18 protein-coding genes are annotated in these 18,631 nt (G+C 37.4%); all 18 read left to right on the top strand.

Annotation, left to right across the window (positions count from 1 at the left end; translation table 11 throughout):
• The first annotated feature begins 92 nt into the window (after window positions 1-92).
• The 18 genes from D1839_RS03250 (at window position 93) to D1839_RS03170 (ending at window position 18,496) form a co-directional block, all read left to right on the top strand.
• The gene (locus D1839_RS03250) at window positions 93-1,568 is read left to right on the top strand and encodes a UDP-N-acetylmuramoyl-L-alanyl-D-glutamate--2,6-diaminopimelate ligase (protein ID WP_120378452.1); all 1,476 of its coding nucleotides are present in this window, start codon (window positions 93-95) and stop codon (window positions 1,566-1,568) included.
• Complete coding sequence (locus D1839_RS03245; protein ID WP_120378451.1) at window positions 1,568-2,923, top strand: UDP-N-acetylmuramoyl-tripeptide--D-alanyl-D-alanine ligase; 1,356 nt, start codon at window positions 1,568-1,570, stop codon at window positions 2,921-2,923. The genes D1839_RS03250 and D1839_RS03245 overlap by 1 nt, the downstream gene beginning before the upstream one ends.
• Before the next feature lie 38 nt (window positions 2,924-2,961).
• Window positions 2,962-3,948, top strand: a complete 987-nt coding sequence (mraY, locus tag D1839_RS03240; RefSeq protein ID WP_120378450.1) for a phospho-N-acetylmuramoyl-pentapeptide-transferase — start codon at window positions 2,962-2,964, stop codon at window positions 3,946-3,948.
• Window positions 3,945-5,294, top strand: coding sequence for a UDP-N-acetylmuramoyl-L-alanine--D-glutamate ligase (murD, locus tag D1839_RS03235; protein ID WP_120378449.1), 1,350 nt, complete (start codon window positions 3,945-3,947; stop codon window positions 5,292-5,294). Before mraY ends, murD begins: the two co-directional genes overlap by 4 nt.
• 230 nt (window positions 5,295-5,524) lie before the next feature.
• The gene (spoVE, locus tag D1839_RS03230) at window positions 5,525-6,634 is read left to right on the top strand and encodes a stage V sporulation protein E (protein ID WP_330585415.1); all 1,110 of its coding nucleotides are present in this window, start codon (window positions 5,525-5,527) and stop codon (window positions 6,632-6,634) included.
• Between the two features lie 227 nt (window positions 6,635-6,861).
• Window positions 6,862-7,647, top strand: a complete 786-nt coding sequence (locus D1839_RS03225; protein ID WP_120378448.1) for a cell division protein FtsQ/DivIB — start codon at window positions 6,862-6,864, stop codon at window positions 7,645-7,647.
• A gap of 951 nt (window positions 7,648-8,598) precedes the next feature.
• Complete coding sequence (gene ftsA / locus D1839_RS03220; RefSeq protein WP_120378447.1) at window positions 8,599-9,879, top strand: cell division protein FtsA; 1,281 nt, start codon at window positions 8,599-8,601, stop codon at window positions 9,877-9,879.
• A gap of 112 nt (window positions 9,880-9,991) precedes the next feature.
• Window positions 9,992-11,143, top strand: coding sequence for a cell division protein FtsZ (gene ftsZ / locus D1839_RS03215; protein WP_120378446.1), 1,152 nt, complete (start codon window positions 9,992-9,994; stop codon window positions 11,141-11,143).
• A gap of 434 nt (window positions 11,144-11,577) precedes the next feature.
• Window positions 11,578-12,498, top strand: coding sequence for a sigma-E processing peptidase SpoIIGA (gene spoIIGA / locus D1839_RS03210; RefSeq protein ID WP_120378445.1), 921 nt, complete (start codon window positions 11,578-11,580; stop codon window positions 12,496-12,498).
• Between the two features lie 21 nt (window positions 12,499-12,519).
• The gene (sigE, locus tag D1839_RS03205) at window positions 12,520-13,233 is read left to right on the top strand and encodes an RNA polymerase sporulation sigma factor SigE (protein ID WP_199689926.1); all 714 of its coding nucleotides are present in this window, start codon (window positions 12,520-12,522) and stop codon (window positions 13,231-13,233) included.
• Between the two features lie 123 nt (window positions 13,234-13,356).
• A complete protein-coding gene (gene sigG, locus D1839_RS03200; protein ID WP_120378443.1) occupies window positions 13,357-14,139 on the top strand; it encodes an RNA polymerase sporulation sigma factor SigG in 783 nt (260 codons plus the stop codon).
• 702 nt (window positions 14,140-14,841) lie between these two features.
• A complete protein-coding gene (locus tag D1839_RS03195; RefSeq protein ID WP_120378442.1) occupies window positions 14,842-15,108 on the top strand; it encodes a YlmC/YmxH family sporulation protein in 267 nt (88 codons plus the stop codon).
• A gap of 25 nt (window positions 15,109-15,133) precedes the next feature.
• Window positions 15,134-15,262, top strand: a complete 129-nt coding sequence (locus D1839_RS20715; RefSeq protein WP_286164710.1) for a hypothetical protein — start codon at window positions 15,134-15,136, stop codon at window positions 15,260-15,262.
• Between the two features lie 133 nt (window positions 15,263-15,395).
• Window positions 15,396-16,205, top strand: coding sequence for a peptidoglycan editing factor PgeF (gene pgeF, locus D1839_RS03190; protein WP_120378441.1), 810 nt, complete (start codon window positions 15,396-15,398; stop codon window positions 16,203-16,205).
• A 27-nt stretch (window positions 16,206-16,232) separates the two neighbouring features.
• A complete protein-coding gene (locus tag D1839_RS03185; protein ID WP_120378473.1) occupies window positions 16,233-16,901 on the top strand; it encodes a YggS family pyridoxal phosphate-dependent enzyme in 669 nt (222 codons plus the stop codon).
• A gap of 4 nt (window positions 16,902-16,905) precedes the next feature.
• Window positions 16,906-17,331: a cell division protein SepF gene (locus tag D1839_RS03180; RefSeq protein ID WP_120378440.1), complete on the top strand. Its 426-nt coding sequence runs from the start codon at window positions 16,906-16,908 to the stop codon at window positions 17,329-17,331.
• 7 nt (window positions 17,332-17,338) lie between these two features.
• Entirely contained in the window at window positions 17,339-17,602 is a 264-nt protein-coding gene (locus D1839_RS03175) for a YggT family protein (RefSeq protein ID WP_120378439.1), read from the top strand.
• 117 nt (window positions 17,603-17,719) lie between these two features.
• Window positions 17,720-18,496 carry a YlmH family RNA-binding protein gene (locus D1839_RS03170; protein WP_120378438.1) on the top strand — a complete coding sequence of 259 codons (777 nt, stop codon included), beginning with the start codon at window positions 17,720-17,722 and terminating at the stop codon, window positions 18,494-18,496.
• Window positions 18,497-18,631 lie beyond the last annotated feature (135 nt).

Here is an 18,631-nt window from a genome sequence, read left to right as displayed (position 1 = left end):
AAAAGAAAGAGGGTGTCTTTCACCCTCTTAAAAATGGTTCGAAGCCAGAATATCTTTATCGAGATAATTACAATGAGAATGGGATGTTACACATGAAATTAGAGCAATTATTAAGCTGTATGCCATTTTATAAAGCAACCGAAAATATATCAGATCTATATATTGACAAAATTGTCATGGATTCGCGGAAAGTAAAGCCGGGAGACTTATTTATATGCATTTCGGGGTATACAGTAGATGGGCATGATTTTGTGAACCAGGCCGAAGCTAACGGAGCTGTAGCGATTATTGCTGAAAAACCAGTGGATTCGAAATTGCCAGTCATATTAGTGCCTGATTCTAAACGAGCTTTATCAATTCTTGCAGTGAATTATTATGATAACCCAACTGGTAAGTTTTCACTAATAGGAGTAACTGGAACAAACGGTAAAACGACAGTAACTTATTTATTAGAAGCTATTTTTAGATTTGCTAAACAAAAAACAGGTGTCATCGGAACGATACATACAAAAATTGGTGACAAAACGTATTCAGTGCTAAATACAACCCCAGATGCGCTTTCGTTACAGCAGACCTTCGACAAGATGGCAAAGAAGCATGTAGAGCAGGCAATTATGGAAGTTTCTTCCCATGCGCTTGTTCAGGGGAGAGTGCATGGTTGTGATTATGATATTGCTGTTTTTACGAATCTCTCTCAAGATCATTTAGATTTCCATAAAGATATGGACGATTATTTGCGAGCAAAAAGTCTGTTGTTTGCACAAATGGGCAGCCAATATGATAACGGAAAACGTAAATATGCTGTTCTAAATCAGGATGAACCTGCCAGTGAGTTGCTAAAGCAAAGTACAGCACAGCACGTGATTACGTATGGAATAGATCATGATGCACTGGTAATGGCTAGTGATATTGAGCTTGGAGCTGCGGGAACTTATTTCCAACTGAAAACCCCAATAGGTAATATACATATTAAAAGCAAGCTAATGGGGATGTTTAACGTTTATAATATGCTGGCAGCTTCTGCTGCTGCAATCGTATCGGATATTTCATTGGATACGATTAAAGAGGCATTTGAGCAAATGGAAGGGGTAAATGGACGGTTTGAGCCTGTAAATGAAGGGCAATCTTTTGCTGTCATTGTAGATTATGCACATACACCAGATTCATTGGAAAATGTGTTACAGACTGTGAAAGAATTTGCTAAACAGCGTGTATTGGTTGTCGTTGGCTGCGGCGGCGACCGCGATAAGACAAAACGACCGATTATGGCGCAAATAGCAGTGAAATACGCCGATAAACCGATTTTTACTTCTGACAATCCAAGAACAGAGGATCCAATGGCCATTCTAGAGGATATGACAAATGGTTTAGACAATGCCACAACATACGAAGTAATAGCTGATCGGAAAGCAGCCATTCATGAAGCGGTAAATCAAGCATTGGATGGTGATATCATCGTTATTGCTGGAAAAGGGCATGAGACATACCAGCAAATAGGGCATACAAAATATGACTTTGATGATCGTGAAGTTGCTCGCGAAGCAATACGTGCGAAGGAGCGTGCCTAATGTTCACAGTAAAATGGCTTGCCAAGATGTTTCATTCATATACAGGAAATATCGCTGAACAACCTATTAAAGGCGTCTATACAGATAGCCGTATAGAAATGGCGGATGGTTTATTCGTTCCAATAGTTGGAGAAAATTTTGATGGCCATGATTATGTTTCTGAAGCAGTGGAAAAAGGAGCGATTGCTGTTTTGTGGAATAAACAAAAGCAATTGCCTGACGCTCTCCCTGCTTCGTTGGCAGTATTTTATGTGGAAGACACGTTGGTTGCCTTGCAGCAATTGGCTTCTGCGTACCGGGAAAAAATGAATCCAATTGTAATCGGGATAACCGGTTCAAATGGTAAAACAACGACAAAGGATATGGTTGCAGCTTTATTACAAACAACTTACCGAACTCATTATACGAAGGGGAATTTTAATAACCATATCGGCTTGCCTTTGACTATTCTATCTATGCAGCCGGATACCGAAGTTTTGGTAGTGGAAATGGGAATGAATCATGCTGGTGAAATAAAATTATTATCTACTATAGCGAAACCAGATTATGCGATTATTACCAATATTGGCGAATCCCATATTGAATACCTCGGTTCGAGAGAAAATATTGCTAAAGCAAAACTAGAAATTTTATCAGGGCTAAGTAAAACAGGACTGTTAGTCATAGATGGCGACGAGCCCTTATTAAAGCAAGTTCATAATCAAGAACAAGTGATTACTTGTGGTTTTATGAAACATAACATGAACCAAATAACATCGCTACAAGTACGTGATAATGAAACATCGTTTACGATAAACGAGAATGTAGATTATACGGTTCCTTTTTTAGGAAAGCACCATGCTAAGAATGCGTTATTGGCAATTGCAATCGGTATGAATTTAAAAATCGAAGCAGGAAAGATGCAATCGGCTTTTCGTCATATGAAGAAGACAGGGATGCGATTTGAAAAACTACGTGGAAAAAATGGCGTGACATTGGTTAATGATGCTTACAATGCTTCTGCTACATCGATGAAGGCTGCCATCGAGGTCGTAAAGCAACTCGATGGATACTCTGAAAAAGTCCTTGTTTTAGGAGATATTTTAGAATTAGGGGATTATTCTGAGGTGATGCATCGCTCTGTAGCGGATTCCATAACCAAGCCAATTACAAATGTCTACACATTTGGTAATGCTGCTAAATATATTACTGAAGAGCTCGTTGAACAGGATGACCCAATTCCAGCTATCCATTATACAGATAAGAATGGTTTGCTAAATGCGCTTCAACCCCATTTACATGAAAAAGCAATCATTTTATTTAAAGCTTCCAGAGGGTTACGGCTTGAGACATTTATAGCTGATTTAAAGCAGTAACAATTTTGATGGACGGTTTCGTATAAGGAGGAAATGTAATGAACATTACTGTGTTAATGATAACCATAGCAATAGGATTTTTAATTACCGTCCTTTTATCTCCTATTTTTATTCCATTTTTACGTAGGTTAAAGTTTGGACAAAGTATTAGGGAAGAAGGACCGAAATCCCATCTTAAAAAAACTGGAACCCCAACAATGGGAGGAATTATGATCGTGTTCAGTATCGTGATTACCTCCCTTATTATGAGTTGGAAAATTAATCCAGTTGGTATTAGTTATGAACTGTGGATTTTATTATTTGTACTGGTAGGATATGGTCTGCTTGGCTTTTTAGATGACTTTATAAAAATTATTAAAAAAAGAAATCTTGGATTAACGTCAAAGCAAAAACTACTTGGACAGCTTATTATCGCGCTGGTCATTTATTTTGTTTTAAGAGAACAAGGTTTCCCAACCTATGTTTCCATACCTGGCACTACTATTCAATTAGAACTGGGCTGGGGATATGCTCTGCTAATTATATTTATGCTTGTTGGTGCTTCCAATGCAGTAAATTTAACAGATGGTTTAGACGGCTTATTAGCAGGTACTGCCGCCATTGCTTTTGGTGCATTTGCAATTTTGGCTTGGTACGGTTATCCTCAAAATGAGGTAGCGATATTTGCACTAGCAGTTGTAGGCGCGTTACTCGGTTTTCTCGTATTTAATGCCCATCCTGCTAAAGTATTTATGGGTGATACAGGATCATTAGCTTTAGGTGGGGCCATTGCGGCTGTTGCTATTTTAACAAAACTGGAAATCATTTTAGTTATTATTGGCGGCGTGTTTGTTATTGAAACATTATCAGTTATCATCCAAGTTATTTCATTTAAAACAACTGGAAAAAGAGTATTTAAAATGAGCCCGTTACATCATCATTACGAGCTATTAGGTTGGTCGGAATGGCGTGTTGTTACAACGTTTTGGCTAGTAGGGCTTGTTTTTGCTGCGTTAGGAATTTATATTGAGGTGGGTATAAGTTGAAAAAGCTAAAAAATTTCCCCTATGAGCACATCCTAGTGTTAGGATTAGCAAAAAGCGGAACTGCAGCAGCAGCTGTTTTACTCGAGCAGGGGAAAAGGGTACGCGTTAATGATCAGAAAGCAACCGAATTTGATGCAAATGTGAAGAAATTAAAGGAGATGGGAGCAGAATTAATTCTTGGCGCCCATCCTATTCGTGTTTTGGACGGAATAGATATCGTCGTAAAAAATCCTGGCATTTCTTATGACAATCCTATCGTAGCAGAAGCTGAAAAACGTGGGATAGCTGTGATTACGGAAATTGAAATAGCCGGACAATTAGCAAACGGGCATATTATTGGTATAACTGGTTCAAATGGAAAAACGACGACGACAACTTTAACTACAGAAATGCTAAAACAGAGCGGAAAGCGAGTTAAAGTGGCTGGCAATATCGGAATTGTTGCAACCGAAGTAGCAAAAGATCTGGAGCAAGATGAACATCTGGTTTTGGAGTTATCTTCATTTCAATTAGTTGGCGTACACCAGTTTAAACCGAAAATAGCCGTTTTACTAAATATATTTGAAGCACATTTAGATTATCACAAAACATGGAAAAATTATAAACAAGCTAAATATAATATATTTAAAAACCAAATGGATGATGATTATCTTGTTTATAATGCAGAAGATGAAAGTTTAGTAGAAGCAGCGAAACAAGCAAGATCTCAAAAAGTTCCTTTCTCTGTGAAAAACAGACAGATGGATGGGGCTTGGATGGATGAAACAGCAATCTATTTTAAACAAGAAAAAATAATGGAACGGCATGATATTGTTTTATTAGGCGAGCATAATTACGAGAATATCTTAGCTAGTGTAGCAGCAGCTAAGTTAAGCGGTGCGACAAATGAAGGAATTCGTAAAGTATTAGCTATGTTTACTGGTGTGAAGCATCGCTTGCAGTTTGTTGGAAATTATCATGGGCGGTTATTTTATAATGATTCGAAAGCTACGAATTGCTTAGCTACACAAAAAGCTTTATCAGCATTTGAACAACCTATTATTCTACTTGCGGGAGGGCTAGATCGGGGGAATGGCTTCGATGAGCTTCTTCCATATCTAAACCATGTAAAGGCGATGGTATTATTTGGGGAAACTGCACCGAAATTAAAGCAATTAGGTCTCAAAGCGAATATTTCAACGATTCGCTTCACTGAAAACGTGCAAACAGCAGTACAGACCGCATATGAAATTTCTGAACAGAATGATGTGATTTTGTTGTCCCCTGCTTGTGCAAGCTGGGATCAATATCGAACCTTTGAAGAAAGAGGAGACATGTTTATACAAGCTGTGCATACATTAGTATAGGGGCTTGTTTAATAAAAGAATAGACAGATAATAGATAATAGGATTCATAGTTAGTTGATGAAGCGAGCGAACGGGCTTTATTCTTACAAGCAATGTGTTTGGCTGAAGCCCGACTCTATTGCGTGTAAATCTGATTTAAGGTTCAGAGATATGTCTGAATACACTATCATACATGAAATTCTTTTTAAACACCCCCTAGTAATATTTAAAAGCGGGGTGTTATTTTGCTAGTGAAAAAGAAATCATTTACCAATGGCTCACCGGATTATATGTTAATTGGTGTAATTATATCGTTACTTGTTATTGGTGTTGTAATGGTGTATAGCTCTTCCTTTGTTTGGGCTGAATATAAGTTTAATGACGCTTGGTTCTATGTAAAACGTCAGCTTCTATTTGCTGGTGCAGGTGTTGGCGCGATGATCTTTACGATGAATCTCCCGTATACAACATGGAAAAAATACGCAAAATTAATTTTACTGCTTTGTTTTGGTCTATTATTTCTCGTCTTAATACCTGGAATTGGGATCGTAAGAGGTGGGGCGCAAAGTTGGATTGGGATTGGTGCATTTAGTATTCAACCATCTGAGTTCATGAAATTAGGGTTGATTATATTTTTAGCTGCGTACCTATCGAACTATCAAAAGTATATCACTTCATTTAAAAAAGGATTTCTACCTTCTATACTATTAATTTTTACTGCTTTTGGATTGATTATGCTGCAGCCTGATTTAGGAACCGGAATGGTTCTTGTATTGACCTGTATGGTGATGGTCTTCACTGCAGGGGCTAGGATGTCTCATTTCCTTGGTCTGGGAATGATTGGAATAGTAGGTTTTATTGGGTTGGTGTTGTCTGCTCCGTATCGTATCAGCAGAATTACCGCTTTTTTAAACCCTTGGGAGGATCCGCTTGGTGATGGTTTTCAGATCATTCAATCGTTATACGCAATCGGTCCAGGAGGTTTAATGGGATTAGGGTTAGGGAAGAGTTTACAAAAATACTTTTACTTACCAGAACCACAAACCGATTTTATTTTTGCCATTTTGGGTGAAGAATTAGGTTTTATTGGCGGTAGTGCAGTCATCTGCTTATTTCTACTGCTCCTTTGGAGAGGCATAAAAGTGTCCTTAGAAGCCCCGGATAGTTTTTCTCGATTTTTAGCTTTAGGTATTGTGTCTATGCTAGCTATCCAAGCAATGATTAATATTAGTGTCGTTATCGGTTTAATTCCTGTAACCGGTATTACATTGCCGTTTTTAAGTTACGGTGGTTCCTCTTTAACATTAATTCTTTGTTCTGTCGGTATTCTTTTAAATATTAGTAAATACACCAAAATATAATTCTTCTGGTTGTTTATAATTCCAACTGGGTGATATTAATTGTAGTGGTTTCAATTTATTCAAAATGAATACAAGAATGAGTAAGACAATGGGAAGAAAAACTTTGCTTTTCCTCTAAGTCGCACTACATTTTTTAATGTATAATATGATATACTCATAGTAACAAGCTGAAATGGCATGTCTGTGCCATTTCTTGTTGTTAATTTGGTATAAAGGAAGAAATGGAGATGGCTCAAAAGAAAGTCGTTTCAATCGAAGATCGCATTCCTAAATTGAAACAGGCAAGAAAGAAAAAGGCAAATCGCAGGCTGCTATTTTACCTGTCTATTTTTTTCATTTTAATTTCAATTATCGTTTATTTACAATCCCCTTTAAGTTACATACGTACGATTGAAGTAGAAGGGAACTCTTTTTTAAAAGATGATGAAGTTGTCAAGCAAGCGGATTTAACCAAAAATGAAAACATATGGACAATTGATACAGAAGTTACTGAATCTAAATTAAAAGATAGTCCAATTATTGCTTCTGCAAAAGTTAGCCGCAAGTTACCTTGGACCGTTTCCATTACAATTGATGAATACGAGCTTGTCGGATATAAACAACAAGAAACGACTTATTATCCAGTATTAGGTAACGGAACAACGCTTCAAAGTATGGGGAAAAACACGTATAATGGAGATGCCCCATTAATTAAAGGTTTTAATAAGGAAGCATATTTACATAGGATGACGAGTGAGTTGGAAAAACTTCCGGAAACGATAAGAAAATTAATTTCTGAAGTTCATTGGATGCCCGAGAAGGAAAATAACGATAAAATCATGCTGTATATGAATGATGGATTTGTGGTTGATGCCCGTATTCCTAACTTTGCTGAAAGTATGGACATTTATCCTTCCATTGTGTCACAGTTAGAAGAAGAAAGTGAAGGAATTATTCATATTGGGGTAGGGGCTTATTTCGAATCTTTTAAGGAAGCAAAAAAGGCTTCGTCTGATGAGAAGCAGGAAGAATAATATGATATCTAACTTCAAAAGACATATTTTCAATCCAGCTTACGAACAATTATAGTATAGCATACTTAGATGCAAATAGTTTTGCTGAAGCCTAACGTTATTTCAGTGAATCGATGTTAAAACTAAGTTTTGTTTACCCCCTACGTAAGAGCTGTATAAATTCTATTCAAAAGAGATTTGGGAGATACCTAGAATTCTAAGAGGAAGAAAACGGTAACCTAAATTTCAATTCGATCCGTTTTAAGATGTAGGTCGTAGGGAGCGTGACACATAGGGAAAGAGTTTTTTTCAAGGACGAGGAAAGCTGTGACAGCGATTTTATCGCATTTAGAAAGAGTGTTTTTATTTGAAGATAAAGAAGTATAAAATTAGGTACTAGTGAATAACAAATAATCGACTAGTCACGTCCGGATCCATCGCCCAGCATTACGAAATCGCCCTAAGATAAGTCTTCATCGGTTCGTTACAAAGAGGGCTGCAGACTAAAAACGGGCTTGCCGCTCAGCCGTGGGCTTACCCCTGTTTTTAGTAGCATGATTCCTTTATTTCAGTTGATTCGTTCCATTCGCTTACGTCGCTAAACGGGCGCCCTGCGCCTTTGTTCTTCAAGGATGCTTAAATTTTGGCCTATGCTTCTCACAAATCAGTGGAAAAAGAAAAAATGCTCCATTGATTTGGTTGAAGGTACAATTTTTTACCAAGTTTATTCATGGGCTGAATGTTAGAGATTTTTATTTCATAAACCAATGCTTAATTGAAAGTTTCACTTTAAAAGCTTTTATGATTTTTTAAATAAAATACCAAAAAATAAAGGAAATCCTTAGTTTTATGTGGAATATCCTAATATATTATATTTTTGGGAAGTTTCAATAGATTTATAATCAGATAAAAATAGATGATGGAGAGAAGTGTGCTTTTAATGCAGCTTTTGAATTTGGGAGGTGCCTCGTTTTGAACAACAGTGATGTTTTAGTAAGCCTTGATATAGGTACATCAAGAATAAAAGTGATTATCGGTGAGGTTTTAAATGATTCATTAAATATTATTGGTGTAGGGACTGCTAAGTCTAATGGTATGAAAAAAGGAGCAATTATCGATATAGATCAAACGGTACACTCCATTCGTAACGCAGTAGAACAAGCTGAAAGAATGGTTGGGATGCAAATTGAACGTGTCGTCGTAGGAGTTAACGGCAATCACATCCAATTACAACCTTGTCATGGGGTGGTGGCAGTTCAAAGTGAAAATCGTGAAATAACTGATGAAGATGTTACTAGAGTCATTGATGGAGCTCAAGTAATGTCCATTCCTCCAGAGAGAGAAATTATTGATGTCATTCCAAAGCAATTTATCGTAGATGGGTTAGATGAAATTAATGACCCAAGAGGGATGATTGGTGTCCGATTGGAAATGGAAGGTACCATAATTACCTGTTCGAAAACCATTTTGCATAATATTTTAAAATGTGTAGAGCGTGCAAACCTCCAAGTAGCGGATATCTGCCTTCAACCGCTTGCCGCCGGAACCATTGCGTTGTCTAAAGATGAGAAAAATATGGGCGTTGCTTTAATAGATGTAGGCGGTGGCTGTTCCACAGTTTCTATCTTCGAAAACGATCATCTTGTCTCAACGAGTGTGGTGCAATTGGGTGGAGACAACATTACAAAAGATCTCTCGATTGGTTTGCGTACATCGACAGAAGAAGCAGAAAATGTAAAAGTTAACTATGGTCATGCCTTCTATGATGACGCATTAGAAGAAGAAGTGTTTGATGTTTCCATTATAGGCAGCAATTCTAAGCAAACTTCAAACCAATTAGAAATAGCAGATATCATTGAGGCGCGGATGGAAGAAATCTATGCATTTGCAGAAAGAGAAATAAGAAAAATGGGTTACCATGAATTACCAGGAGGCTATGTCCTAACTGGTGGAACAATGGCTATGCCTGGTGTACTTGAACTCGCAGAAGACTTATTTCGTTCCAATGTTCGGATCGCTATACCAGATTACATAGGTGTACGGGAACCGCAATTTACTGCAGGCGTTGGAATCTTGCAATTTGCTTATTGGAATGCGAAAATACAGGGAAAAGAATTATTTCCAACTGTTATTTCACAAGGATATGATGCCCAACCAAAACGTCTAAAAAAACAAACGAAAGCAAATGATTCAAAAGAACCTAAGAAAAAAGAGGCTAAAATCGCTAATTTGTTTAAGTATTTTTTTGATTAATATAAGTCTTATCATACCTGTATGAATGGTACTCTATTGATATATGAAAAATAACCTCTATTCAATTAGCTTCTAGAACGTTTGTAATTTTGCAAATTAGGAGGAACGAGATATGTTGGAATTTGATATGAATATGGAAGAACTAGCTACTATAAAAGTAATTGGAGTAGGCGGTGGTGGTAACAATGCTGTCAACCGTATGATTGAGCATGGTGTCGAAGGTGTTGAATTTATCGCTGTCAATACGGACGCTCAGGCTTTAAATCTATCGAAAGCTGAATTGAAAATTCAAATAGGGGAAAAATTAACTAGAGGATTAGGTGCAGGTGCTAATCCAGAAGTTGGAAAAAAGGCAGCTGAAGAAAGTAAAGAGCAGCTAGAAGAAGTGTTGCAAGGAGCAGATATGATCTTTGTAACGGCCGGTATGGGTGGAGGTACTGGAACTGGTGCGGCACCTGTTATTGCGCAAATTGCTAAGGACCTCGGGGCACTAACAGTGGGTGTCGTTACACGCCCATTTTCTTTTGAAGGTAGAAGGCGATCGACACAAGCCATTTCTGGTATCGAAGCATTAAAAGGTAGTGTTGATACGCTCATCGTGATACCGAATGATCGGCTATTGGAAATTGTAGATAAAAATACGCCAATGCTGGAAGCTTTTCGTGAAGCAGATAATGTATTACGCCAAGGCGTACAAGGCATCTCTGATTTAATTGCTAAGCCTGGCTTAATTAATGTGGATTTTGCCGACGTAAAAACAATTATGTATGATAAAGGCTCTGCACTTATGGGAATCGGGGTTGCTACTGGTGAAACGCGAGCAACGGAGGCAGCTAAAAAAGCCATCTCTTCACCATTACTCGAAACTTCTATCGATGGAGCACATGGTATTTTAATGAATATTACGGGTGGAACAAATTTAAGTTTATACGAAGTACAAGAAGCTGCAGATTTAGTAACTTCTGCTGCAGATAATGAAGTAAACGTTATTTTTGGTTCTGTCATCAATGAAAATTTAAAAGATGAAATTATTGTCACGGTGATTGCTACTGGGTTTGATGAATCCGTAAAGAAACCAGAGCAGCCTGCAAAGCAGCAACGTTCAACCTATCATCAGCATGCAGCAACTCGCACAAATGAAGATATACCAAGAAGAGAACGGGAAAGAGAGCCAGAACCTCAACAGCAACGTCCAGTTCAGGAAGAGGATACATTGGACATCCCTACTTTCTTGCGTAACAGAAACAGAAATAGAAATCGTTAACTAGGGCGGTCTCAAAGGCTTTCTTTAAAAAATCTCAAGGAATCTAAAAATTCCTTGAGATTTTTTTATGTTTATGGATGAATGGAGTACACAACTTTTAAGCCTGCAGTTATAGTAGCAATTCTCAGTCCATATGAAAGAAATATTTAACATAGTAATTAAGATTACTATAGCGTATTTCGGCGAATATAAGGTAAATCACGTCAGATAAATCATTTTGGTTCAAATGTGTTAAAAAATAGTGCAGAGATTGCGCTTTTATCCATCAACTATACAATGACAAACCTTCTGATAACTCGAGAAAAATAGTCATATTTACAGTACAGAATATGACAGACTTTGCTGACATGCTTCGTTATACTAGAATCACTATGAATCATGGCAAGCTTTGAAAAACACAGATCTAGTAGCTGATGTTTGAAGGGAAGGGAAACATGACCATTTACTTGGATGCGGTATGGGCGTTGAACTTTTTATTAGATCTCATGCTATTGATGCTGACGCAAGCATTAGCCAGAGATGATACGAAGAAGCGACGATTAATAGGTGGGGCGTTTATTGCATCCTTACTCGTGCCGATTTCCATCTATTTTCCTGAATCTTTTGCTACCAGTGCACTTGGGAAAATAATGATTTCTGGCATTATTATCATGGTTGCATTCGGTTATCGGAATAAGTATCGGTGGCTCAAATTATTTGGTTTATTTTATTTTGTAAGTTTTTCAATAGGAGGTGGTTTAATTGGCATCCACTTTTTACTCAAGCGCCCGTTTAGTATGAGTACAAACGGATTATTGACGTACAATAGTGGCTTTGGTGATCCGGTGAGCTGGTTATTCGTTGCAATTGGCTTTCCGATTGTATGGATGTTTACAAAATCTCGTATGGACAAGCACGTGAAAGAAAAAATTCGCTATGACCAGTTGATTCCTGTAACGATTAAGATGAGGGGAAGAAGTTACTCCACCACTGGATTTATTGATAGTGGAAATCAATTAACTGATCCAATTACCAAAAAGCCAGTTATTTTATGTGATGAAATAGCATTAAAACAATGGTTTACAGACCAAGAATGGGAACAGCTTGAACAATGCTATCAAACATTTCAAATGGATACATTACCATCTGAGTGGGAGAAATATTTACAAGTCGTACCTTATCAAGGAGTAGAAGGGAGTAGTATGTTTTTATTTACACTCCGACCTGAGCAACTCCTTATATATTATGGCGAAAAACGAATTACGACAACAAAAGTATTAATAGGCATTCAATTCGGACAGTTAACTAAGGATGCGAGTTACCATTGTTTATTGCATCCACAAATGATTCAGACAGCTACCATTCATAGTGCTTAAAAGGAGAGATAAAAGTTGAGAATATCTAAATTACGCCTTCGTTTATGGTGGTATAAACTTTTAATCAAGCTACGATTAAAATCAGAAGAGATTTATTATATCGGAGGTAGTGAAGCGCTTCCTCCACCGTTATCTAAAGAAGAAGAACGGGAATTATTAGCATTATTACCTAAAGGCGATAAATCAGCCAGAGCGATTTTAATTGAGCGTAATTTACGTTTGGTGGTCTACATTGCCCGAAAGTTTGAAAACACGGGAATCAATATTGAAGATTTAATTAGCATTGGTACGATTGGTCTTATAAAAGCTGTTAATACGTTTAACCCAGAAAAAAAGATAAAGCTGGCAACATATGCTTCACGCTGTATTGAAAATGAAATCCTCATGTACTTACGGCGCAATAATAAGTTGAAATCAGAGGTTTCCTTTGATGAACCCCTTAATATAGATTGGGATGGAAATGAATTATTATTATCTGATGTGTTAGGGACGGATGAAGATATTATAACAAGAGATCTGGAATCCGATGTAGATAAGCATTTGTTAAAAAATGCTTTATCGCAACTCAATCCTCGTGAGAAACAAATTATGGAACTACGGTTTGGCCTTGTTGGAGAAGAAGAAAAAACACAGAAAGATGTTGCTAATATGTTAGGTATTTCACAGTCATATATATCAAGATTGGAGAAAAAAATTATTCGCCGACTTAAAAAAGAATTTAATAAAATGGTTTAGCCCTGTGTTTGTACGCTTTCATGTTTTTTCATCATTTATGTAAGATAAGGACCTGCATAAAAAACCTTCCTTAAGGAGATACTGTCCATGAACAGCATCACCAACTGGGAGGGTTGAACATAGATGACGAGACATAAGGTTGAAATATGTGGTGTTGATACATCAAAATTACCCGTATTAAAAAACGAAGAAATGCGGAAGTTGTTTAAAAAAATGCAGGAGGAAAATGATTTAGCTGCTCGAGAAGAGTTGGTAAATGGAAATCTACGGCTTGTTTTAAGTGTGATACAACGATTTAACAATCGAGGAGAATATGTTGATGACTTGTTTCAAGTAGGCTGTATCGGATTAATGAAATCAATCGATAATTTTGATTTATCCCATAATGTTAGGTTTTCCACTTATGCTGTTCCGATGATTATTGGGGAAATCAGAAGATATTTACGGGATAACAACCCTATACGTGTATCCAGATCTTTGCGTGATATTGCTTATAAAGCATTGCAAGTGAGAGAAAAATTGATTAGCAAAACTTCTAAAGAACCGACCCCAATAGAAATTGCGGAAGAATTGGGCATTCCTCATGCAGAAGTTGTTTTTGCTCTGGATGCGATCCAAGACCCTGTTTCTTTGTTTGAACCAATCTATAATGACGGTGGAGACCCCATTTATGTCATGGATCAGATTAGTGATGATAAGGACAAAGATTCTACATGGTTAGACAAATTAGCTTTAAAAGAAGGAATGCATCAATTAAATGAACGGGAAAAAATGATTCTAAATAAGCGCTTTTTTCAAGGGAAAACACAAATGGAAGTAGCGGATGAAATAGGAATTTCTCAAGCCCAAGTATCACGTTTGGAAAAAGCAGCAATTAAACAAATGAATAAAGAAATGTTTGAATAGAGCTGTTATTTCACAGTCAGTATGTAGGAGGAACTTTGGTTTCTCCTATTTTTTTATTGAGATAAGAAATGAGGTGCTTGTGGATAACGAAATAACCGAATAGCCACGTCTCACTCGTTGATCAGTAACTAGGCGATTTCACGAAACCGCTCTACGATAAGTAATTATCGGCTGTCGCCTCACCGTGATTCTTTATCTCAGTTGATGTTCCATTCGCTATGTTGCTAAACGGGCGCTTACGCCTTTGTTAAAAAATAGTCACATTCGGCTCCGTCGTCCAGCATATGCGAAAGGATTACATGTAGCTATACTTGTACAATGTTTGAAACAATGGTGAATCTTCCATTAGTGGGAGAGTTTTCCCCCTTCCTATTATTGATACTACAAGGTTCCTTAACGGAATCGAAAATAAACTGGAAGTACTCGTAGGCCAACATTAAAAGCGGCCATAAAATTAAAGAAAGAATGTAAAGCTTAGGCATATATATAAGTATTAGAGGTTGTTCAAAAGTTCGGTGGTTATCATTAAAAGTTGAATAATCTGTAAGCAACAAAGTCTAGGTAGGAGATAACAGCATCTAAACGCCTATTTCGTAAGCTGGTCATACCATTACGGTCCTAACGACAGTGGGGGATGCATGAAGCCCATCACTGATTGACGGTTCGATTTATTGAAAATGTACAAATTGGCGAGGTGAAAGTATGGTTAGATTATCAGAATTACAAGTAAAAGAGGTTATCGTTATGGATAGTGGAAAAAAGCTTGGTCATATACATGACTTAGAAATTGATACAAATCAGGGGAAAATAGTAGCTATTATAGTTATTCCACGAGACAAAAAGAATGGACTATTTGGAAAGGCAGAGGAATTAGTGATTGACTGGAAGCAAATTATCCGGATCGGTACAGATGTTATCCTTGTAAAGGAAGCAGAAAAGCCTGCTTTATATTACAACACAAATTCATAGGATTGTAGAGAGGATAAATTGAATTATGAAAGCTACGTTTAATCATGCACGGAAGGATGCAAAGAAGTTGCATGTTGTTTTTGATGAAGTTAGTTGGGCGGCTGCTACTGAAAACGACGTGGATACCGACAGGTTGCAGGAGCGTCCATTTTAAAAAATGAACTTTGCCATCGAATAAAATAAGAAGAATACCCGGAAATACTTCCCATTCTTAAGAATAATAAACGATAAAAACAAGTGAATTTATGGTAGAATAAAGACTAGTGTATGTTTTCGGAGGTGCTATATTGAACGACATATGGAAACAAAAGGATACGATATATTTACATATAGAAAAATGGCAACGATTGAACGATCGGCTAATAACTGGGTTTACAACAAAACAAGGCGGAGTTAGTAAAGGCAGCTACCATTCCTTAAATGTTGGCTTCCATGTTCATGATTCTCGAGCGGATGTGACGATGAATAGAAACCGGATTGCCTCTAAAATCCATTTCCCTATCAACAGCTGGGTGTGTGGGGAGCAAGTACATCAAACCAATATCCAGCTTGTAAGTGAAGCTGATAAAGGGAAAGGTGCAGCAGATAATTCTTCAGCCATAAAAGGGGTTGACGGTCTCATTACTAATCGCCCTGGCATTTTGTGCACTGCTTTTTTTGCAGACTGTGTCCCCCTATTTTTTTACGATCCTTCCACATCCTTTATCGGTATCGCTCACGCAGGCTGGAGAGGAACAGTAGATCAAATGGCCATGCATATGGTGGAGGCTATACAGGCACAGGGAAGTGATCCAGCCAACTTACTTGTCACGATCGGTCCATGTATTTCTCAAGAATATTATGAAGTCGATGATAAAGTAGTGAACCAAATTCCCGAAAAATATAAGAAAAATGCTGTTGTTCCAAATGGGAAAAAGCGCTTTTTACTCGATTTAAAGCAATTACATGTAGATATTCTTTTACAAGCGGGGGTATTACGTAATAATATAGATGTAACGAATTATTGTACGTATCGTGATGAAACTCTTTTTTTCTCACATCGTAGAGATCATGGGAAAACAGGACGAATGTTAGGATTTATTGGCTTTTTGCCATGATTATAGGAGAGGAGAGAATTGGAAACAATGGACGTAGCAAGTAATTTACAAACAATACAGAAAAATATAATGCGGGCTTGTGAGGCAAACCGTCGAAATAAAGATGATATTACCATCATAGCAGTAACGAAATATGTTACAATAGAGCGAACAGAAGAAACGTTACAAGCAGGAATTACGGATATCGGAGAAAATCGTTTAGAAGGTTTTCTAGAAAAATATGACTATTTCCATGATCGAGCAACATGGCATTTTATTGGCACATTGCAGTCGAGAAAAGTGAAAGAAATGATTGATTATATCGATGTATTGCACTCGTTAGATCGGTTGTCTTTAGCTAAAGAAATCGATAAGCGAGCAAAAAAACAGGTAGACTGCTTTATTCAAGTTAATGTTAGCAAAGAGGCATCGAAACATGGAGTGACACCAGAACAATTATTTACGTTTGTTGAAGATTTGCGAACATATTCAAAGATTCGGGTGATTGGATTAATGACGATGGCTCCGCATATTGAAAATGAAGCAGAATTAAGAAGGGTTTTTCGCGACTTAGCGAAGCTGCGTGATCAAGTACAAGCAAAAGATTTGGCATATGCTCCTTGTAAGTTTTTGTCTATGGGGATGAGTAATGATTATACGATTGCTGTTGAGGAAGGTGCGACGCATATACGAGTTGGTACTAATTTAGTGGGGTGAGACAATGAGTATTAAAAATAAGTTGAAAAATTATTTTACGATGGAAGACGAATTTGAATATGAATATGTGGACGCGGATGAATTGGAGGCTGAACAGAAGGTATCAAGGGAAAAAAATAAAAACGTTGTGAATCTTACCAGTGTAAATAACCCAACTTCTAAAGTCGTGCTTTGTGAACCAAGAACGTATAGCGAAGCTCAGGAAATTGCCGATAATATTGTTAATCGTCGTGCTGTAGTGATTAACTTGCAACGGATGGATAATCAACAGGCAATGCGCATTGTCGATTTTTTAAGTGGCACAGTTTACGCCGTTAATGGTGACATTCAAAAACTGGGCGCGAAGACTTTCTTATGTACACCAGATAACGTGAATGTTACTGGCACGATTACAGATACACTTGAAGATGAATACGGCAAAGGATGGTAATTGATACATGCAGGAAATTTTTCAAATTCTAAATTTAGCTTTTACAGTCTATACTTTTGCGTTAATTATATATATATTTATGTCCTGGTTTCCAGGAGCCCGCGAGTCGGCATTTGGCGAAGTATTAACTAAAATTTGTGAGCCGTATTTAGAGGTTTTTCGCAAATTTATTCCTCCATTAGGAATGATTGATTTTTCTCCAATTGTGGCAATCATTGTTTTGCGATTTGCTCAAAGTGGCTTGTTGGAACTATTTAGAATGTTGATGTAATTTGTTTCTGGGGATACCCATATAAATTAGCTGGGGTTATAGATCATGGTTCGTTAAGAGTTCATCCAATACTACAATTAGGAGTAATGATCAGGAACAAGTATAGGAGTTTTGATGATGGAATTGTATCAGCATTTTCGTAAAGAGGAAGAAGCGTTTATTGATCAGGTCCTATCCTGGAGGGAGCAAGTGGAGCGAACATATCAACCAAAGGTGACTGATTTTCTTGATCCACGCGAGCAACAGTTAGTTACGATGTTAATTGCAACGAAAGATAGTGACGTAAACCTTCTTTTTAACGGCGGACATGATTTTGCAGAGCGGAAACGAGCTGTGCTTGGTCCAATTTATGAGGATTTGCAACAAGTAGATATAGGACTCACCTTACTTGAAGGGCATTACTCAATTAAGTTTGTCAATTTATCGCATCGTGATGTAATGGGGGCATGCCTGTCGTTAGGATTGAAAAGGAAAATTCTTGGTGATATTGTTGTAGGCAATGGTCGTGTACAATTGGTCGTTGCTTCTGAAATAGCCCCTTATGTGATAACCCATTTAACCTCCATAAAAAACACGAGCATGCGGCTTAGAGAACGGCCGTTAAACGATTTAGTTATCAAGCAACCGATTTGGAAAGAACTAGAAACAACTATTTCTTCATTAAGGCTCGATGTCATAGTGAAGGAAATATATCGTTTGCCCCGAAAGGAAGCAAGAGAATATATTAAAAAATTGCTAGTGAAAGTAAATTATAAGCCTGTAGATGACGTTGCATTTACGTTACAAGCTGGAGATATCCTTTCTGTAAGAGGGATGGGGCGAAGTAAGTTAGTCGAAGTGCGAGGGCGATCAAAGAAAGACAAGCTGAAAGTTACACTAGCACGATTACAATGAAAAATGGTGGGTCAGACACGATAAATAGTACACATGAAAGTACGCTCGTCAAACATAGAGGCTTTGATTGTACTATTCACTCTCATTAGAATTGCACCGATATGAAGATTCGAGCTTTCCATTATTTTTTGCAGG

This window comes from Roseburia sp. 1XD42-34 (genome assembly GCF_009917385.1).
Classification (GTDB): Bacteria; Bacillota; Bacilli; order Bacillales; family Amphibacillaceae; genus Virgibacillus.
The sequence above is the reverse complement of the archived record's forward strand: the minus strand, read 5'-3'. Positions and strand labels throughout refer to the sequence as shown.

Bases quoted from the DNA above. Each gene is read 5' to 3' on its own strand.
- sigG (WP_120378443.1), top strand. From the start codon at position 13,357: ATGACGAGACATAAGGTTGAAATATGTGGTGTTGATACATCAAAATTA.
- D1839_RS20715 (WP_286164710.1), top strand. From the start codon at position 15,134: ATGAAAGCTACGTTTAATCATGCACGGAAGGATGCAAAGAAGTTGCAT.
- D1839_RS03250 (WP_120378452.1), top strand. From the start codon at position 93: ATGAAATTAGAGCAATTATTAAGCTGTATGCCATTTTATAAAGCAACC.
- D1839_RS03170 (WP_120378438.1), top strand. From the start codon at position 17,720: ATGGAATTGTATCAGCATTTTCGTAAAGAGGAAGAAGCGTTTATTGAT.
- spoIIGA (WP_120378445.1), top strand. From the start codon at position 11,578: ATGACCATTTACTTGGATGCGGTATGGGCGTTGAACTTTTTATTAGAT.
- mraY (WP_120378450.1), top strand. From the start codon at position 2,962: ATGAACATTACTGTGTTAATGATAACCATAGCAATAGGATTTTTAATT.
- D1839_RS03245 (WP_120378451.1), top strand. From the start codon at position 1,568: ATGTTCACAGTAAAATGGCTTGCCAAGATGTTTCATTCATATACAGGA.
- ftsZ (WP_120378446.1), top strand. From the start codon at position 9,992: ATGTTGGAATTTGATATGAATATGGAAGAACTAGCTACTATAAAAGTA.
- D1839_RS03180 (WP_120378440.1), top strand. From the start codon at position 16,906: ATGAGTATTAAAAATAAGTTGAAAAATTATTTTACGATGGAAGACGAA.
- D1839_RS03195 (WP_120378442.1), top strand. From the start codon at position 14,842: ATGGTTAGATTATCAGAATTACAAGTAAAAGAGGTTATCGTTATGGAT.
- D1839_RS03225 (WP_120378448.1), top strand. From the start codon at position 6,862: ATGGCTCAAAAGAAAGTCGTTTCAATCGAAGATCGCATTCCTAAATTG.
- D1839_RS03175 (WP_120378439.1), top strand. From the start codon at position 17,339: ATGCAGGAAATTTTTCAAATTCTAAATTTAGCTTTTACAGTCTATACT.
- D1839_RS03185 (WP_120378473.1), top strand. From the start codon at position 16,233: ATGGACGTAGCAAGTAATTTACAAACAATACAGAAAAATATAATGCGG.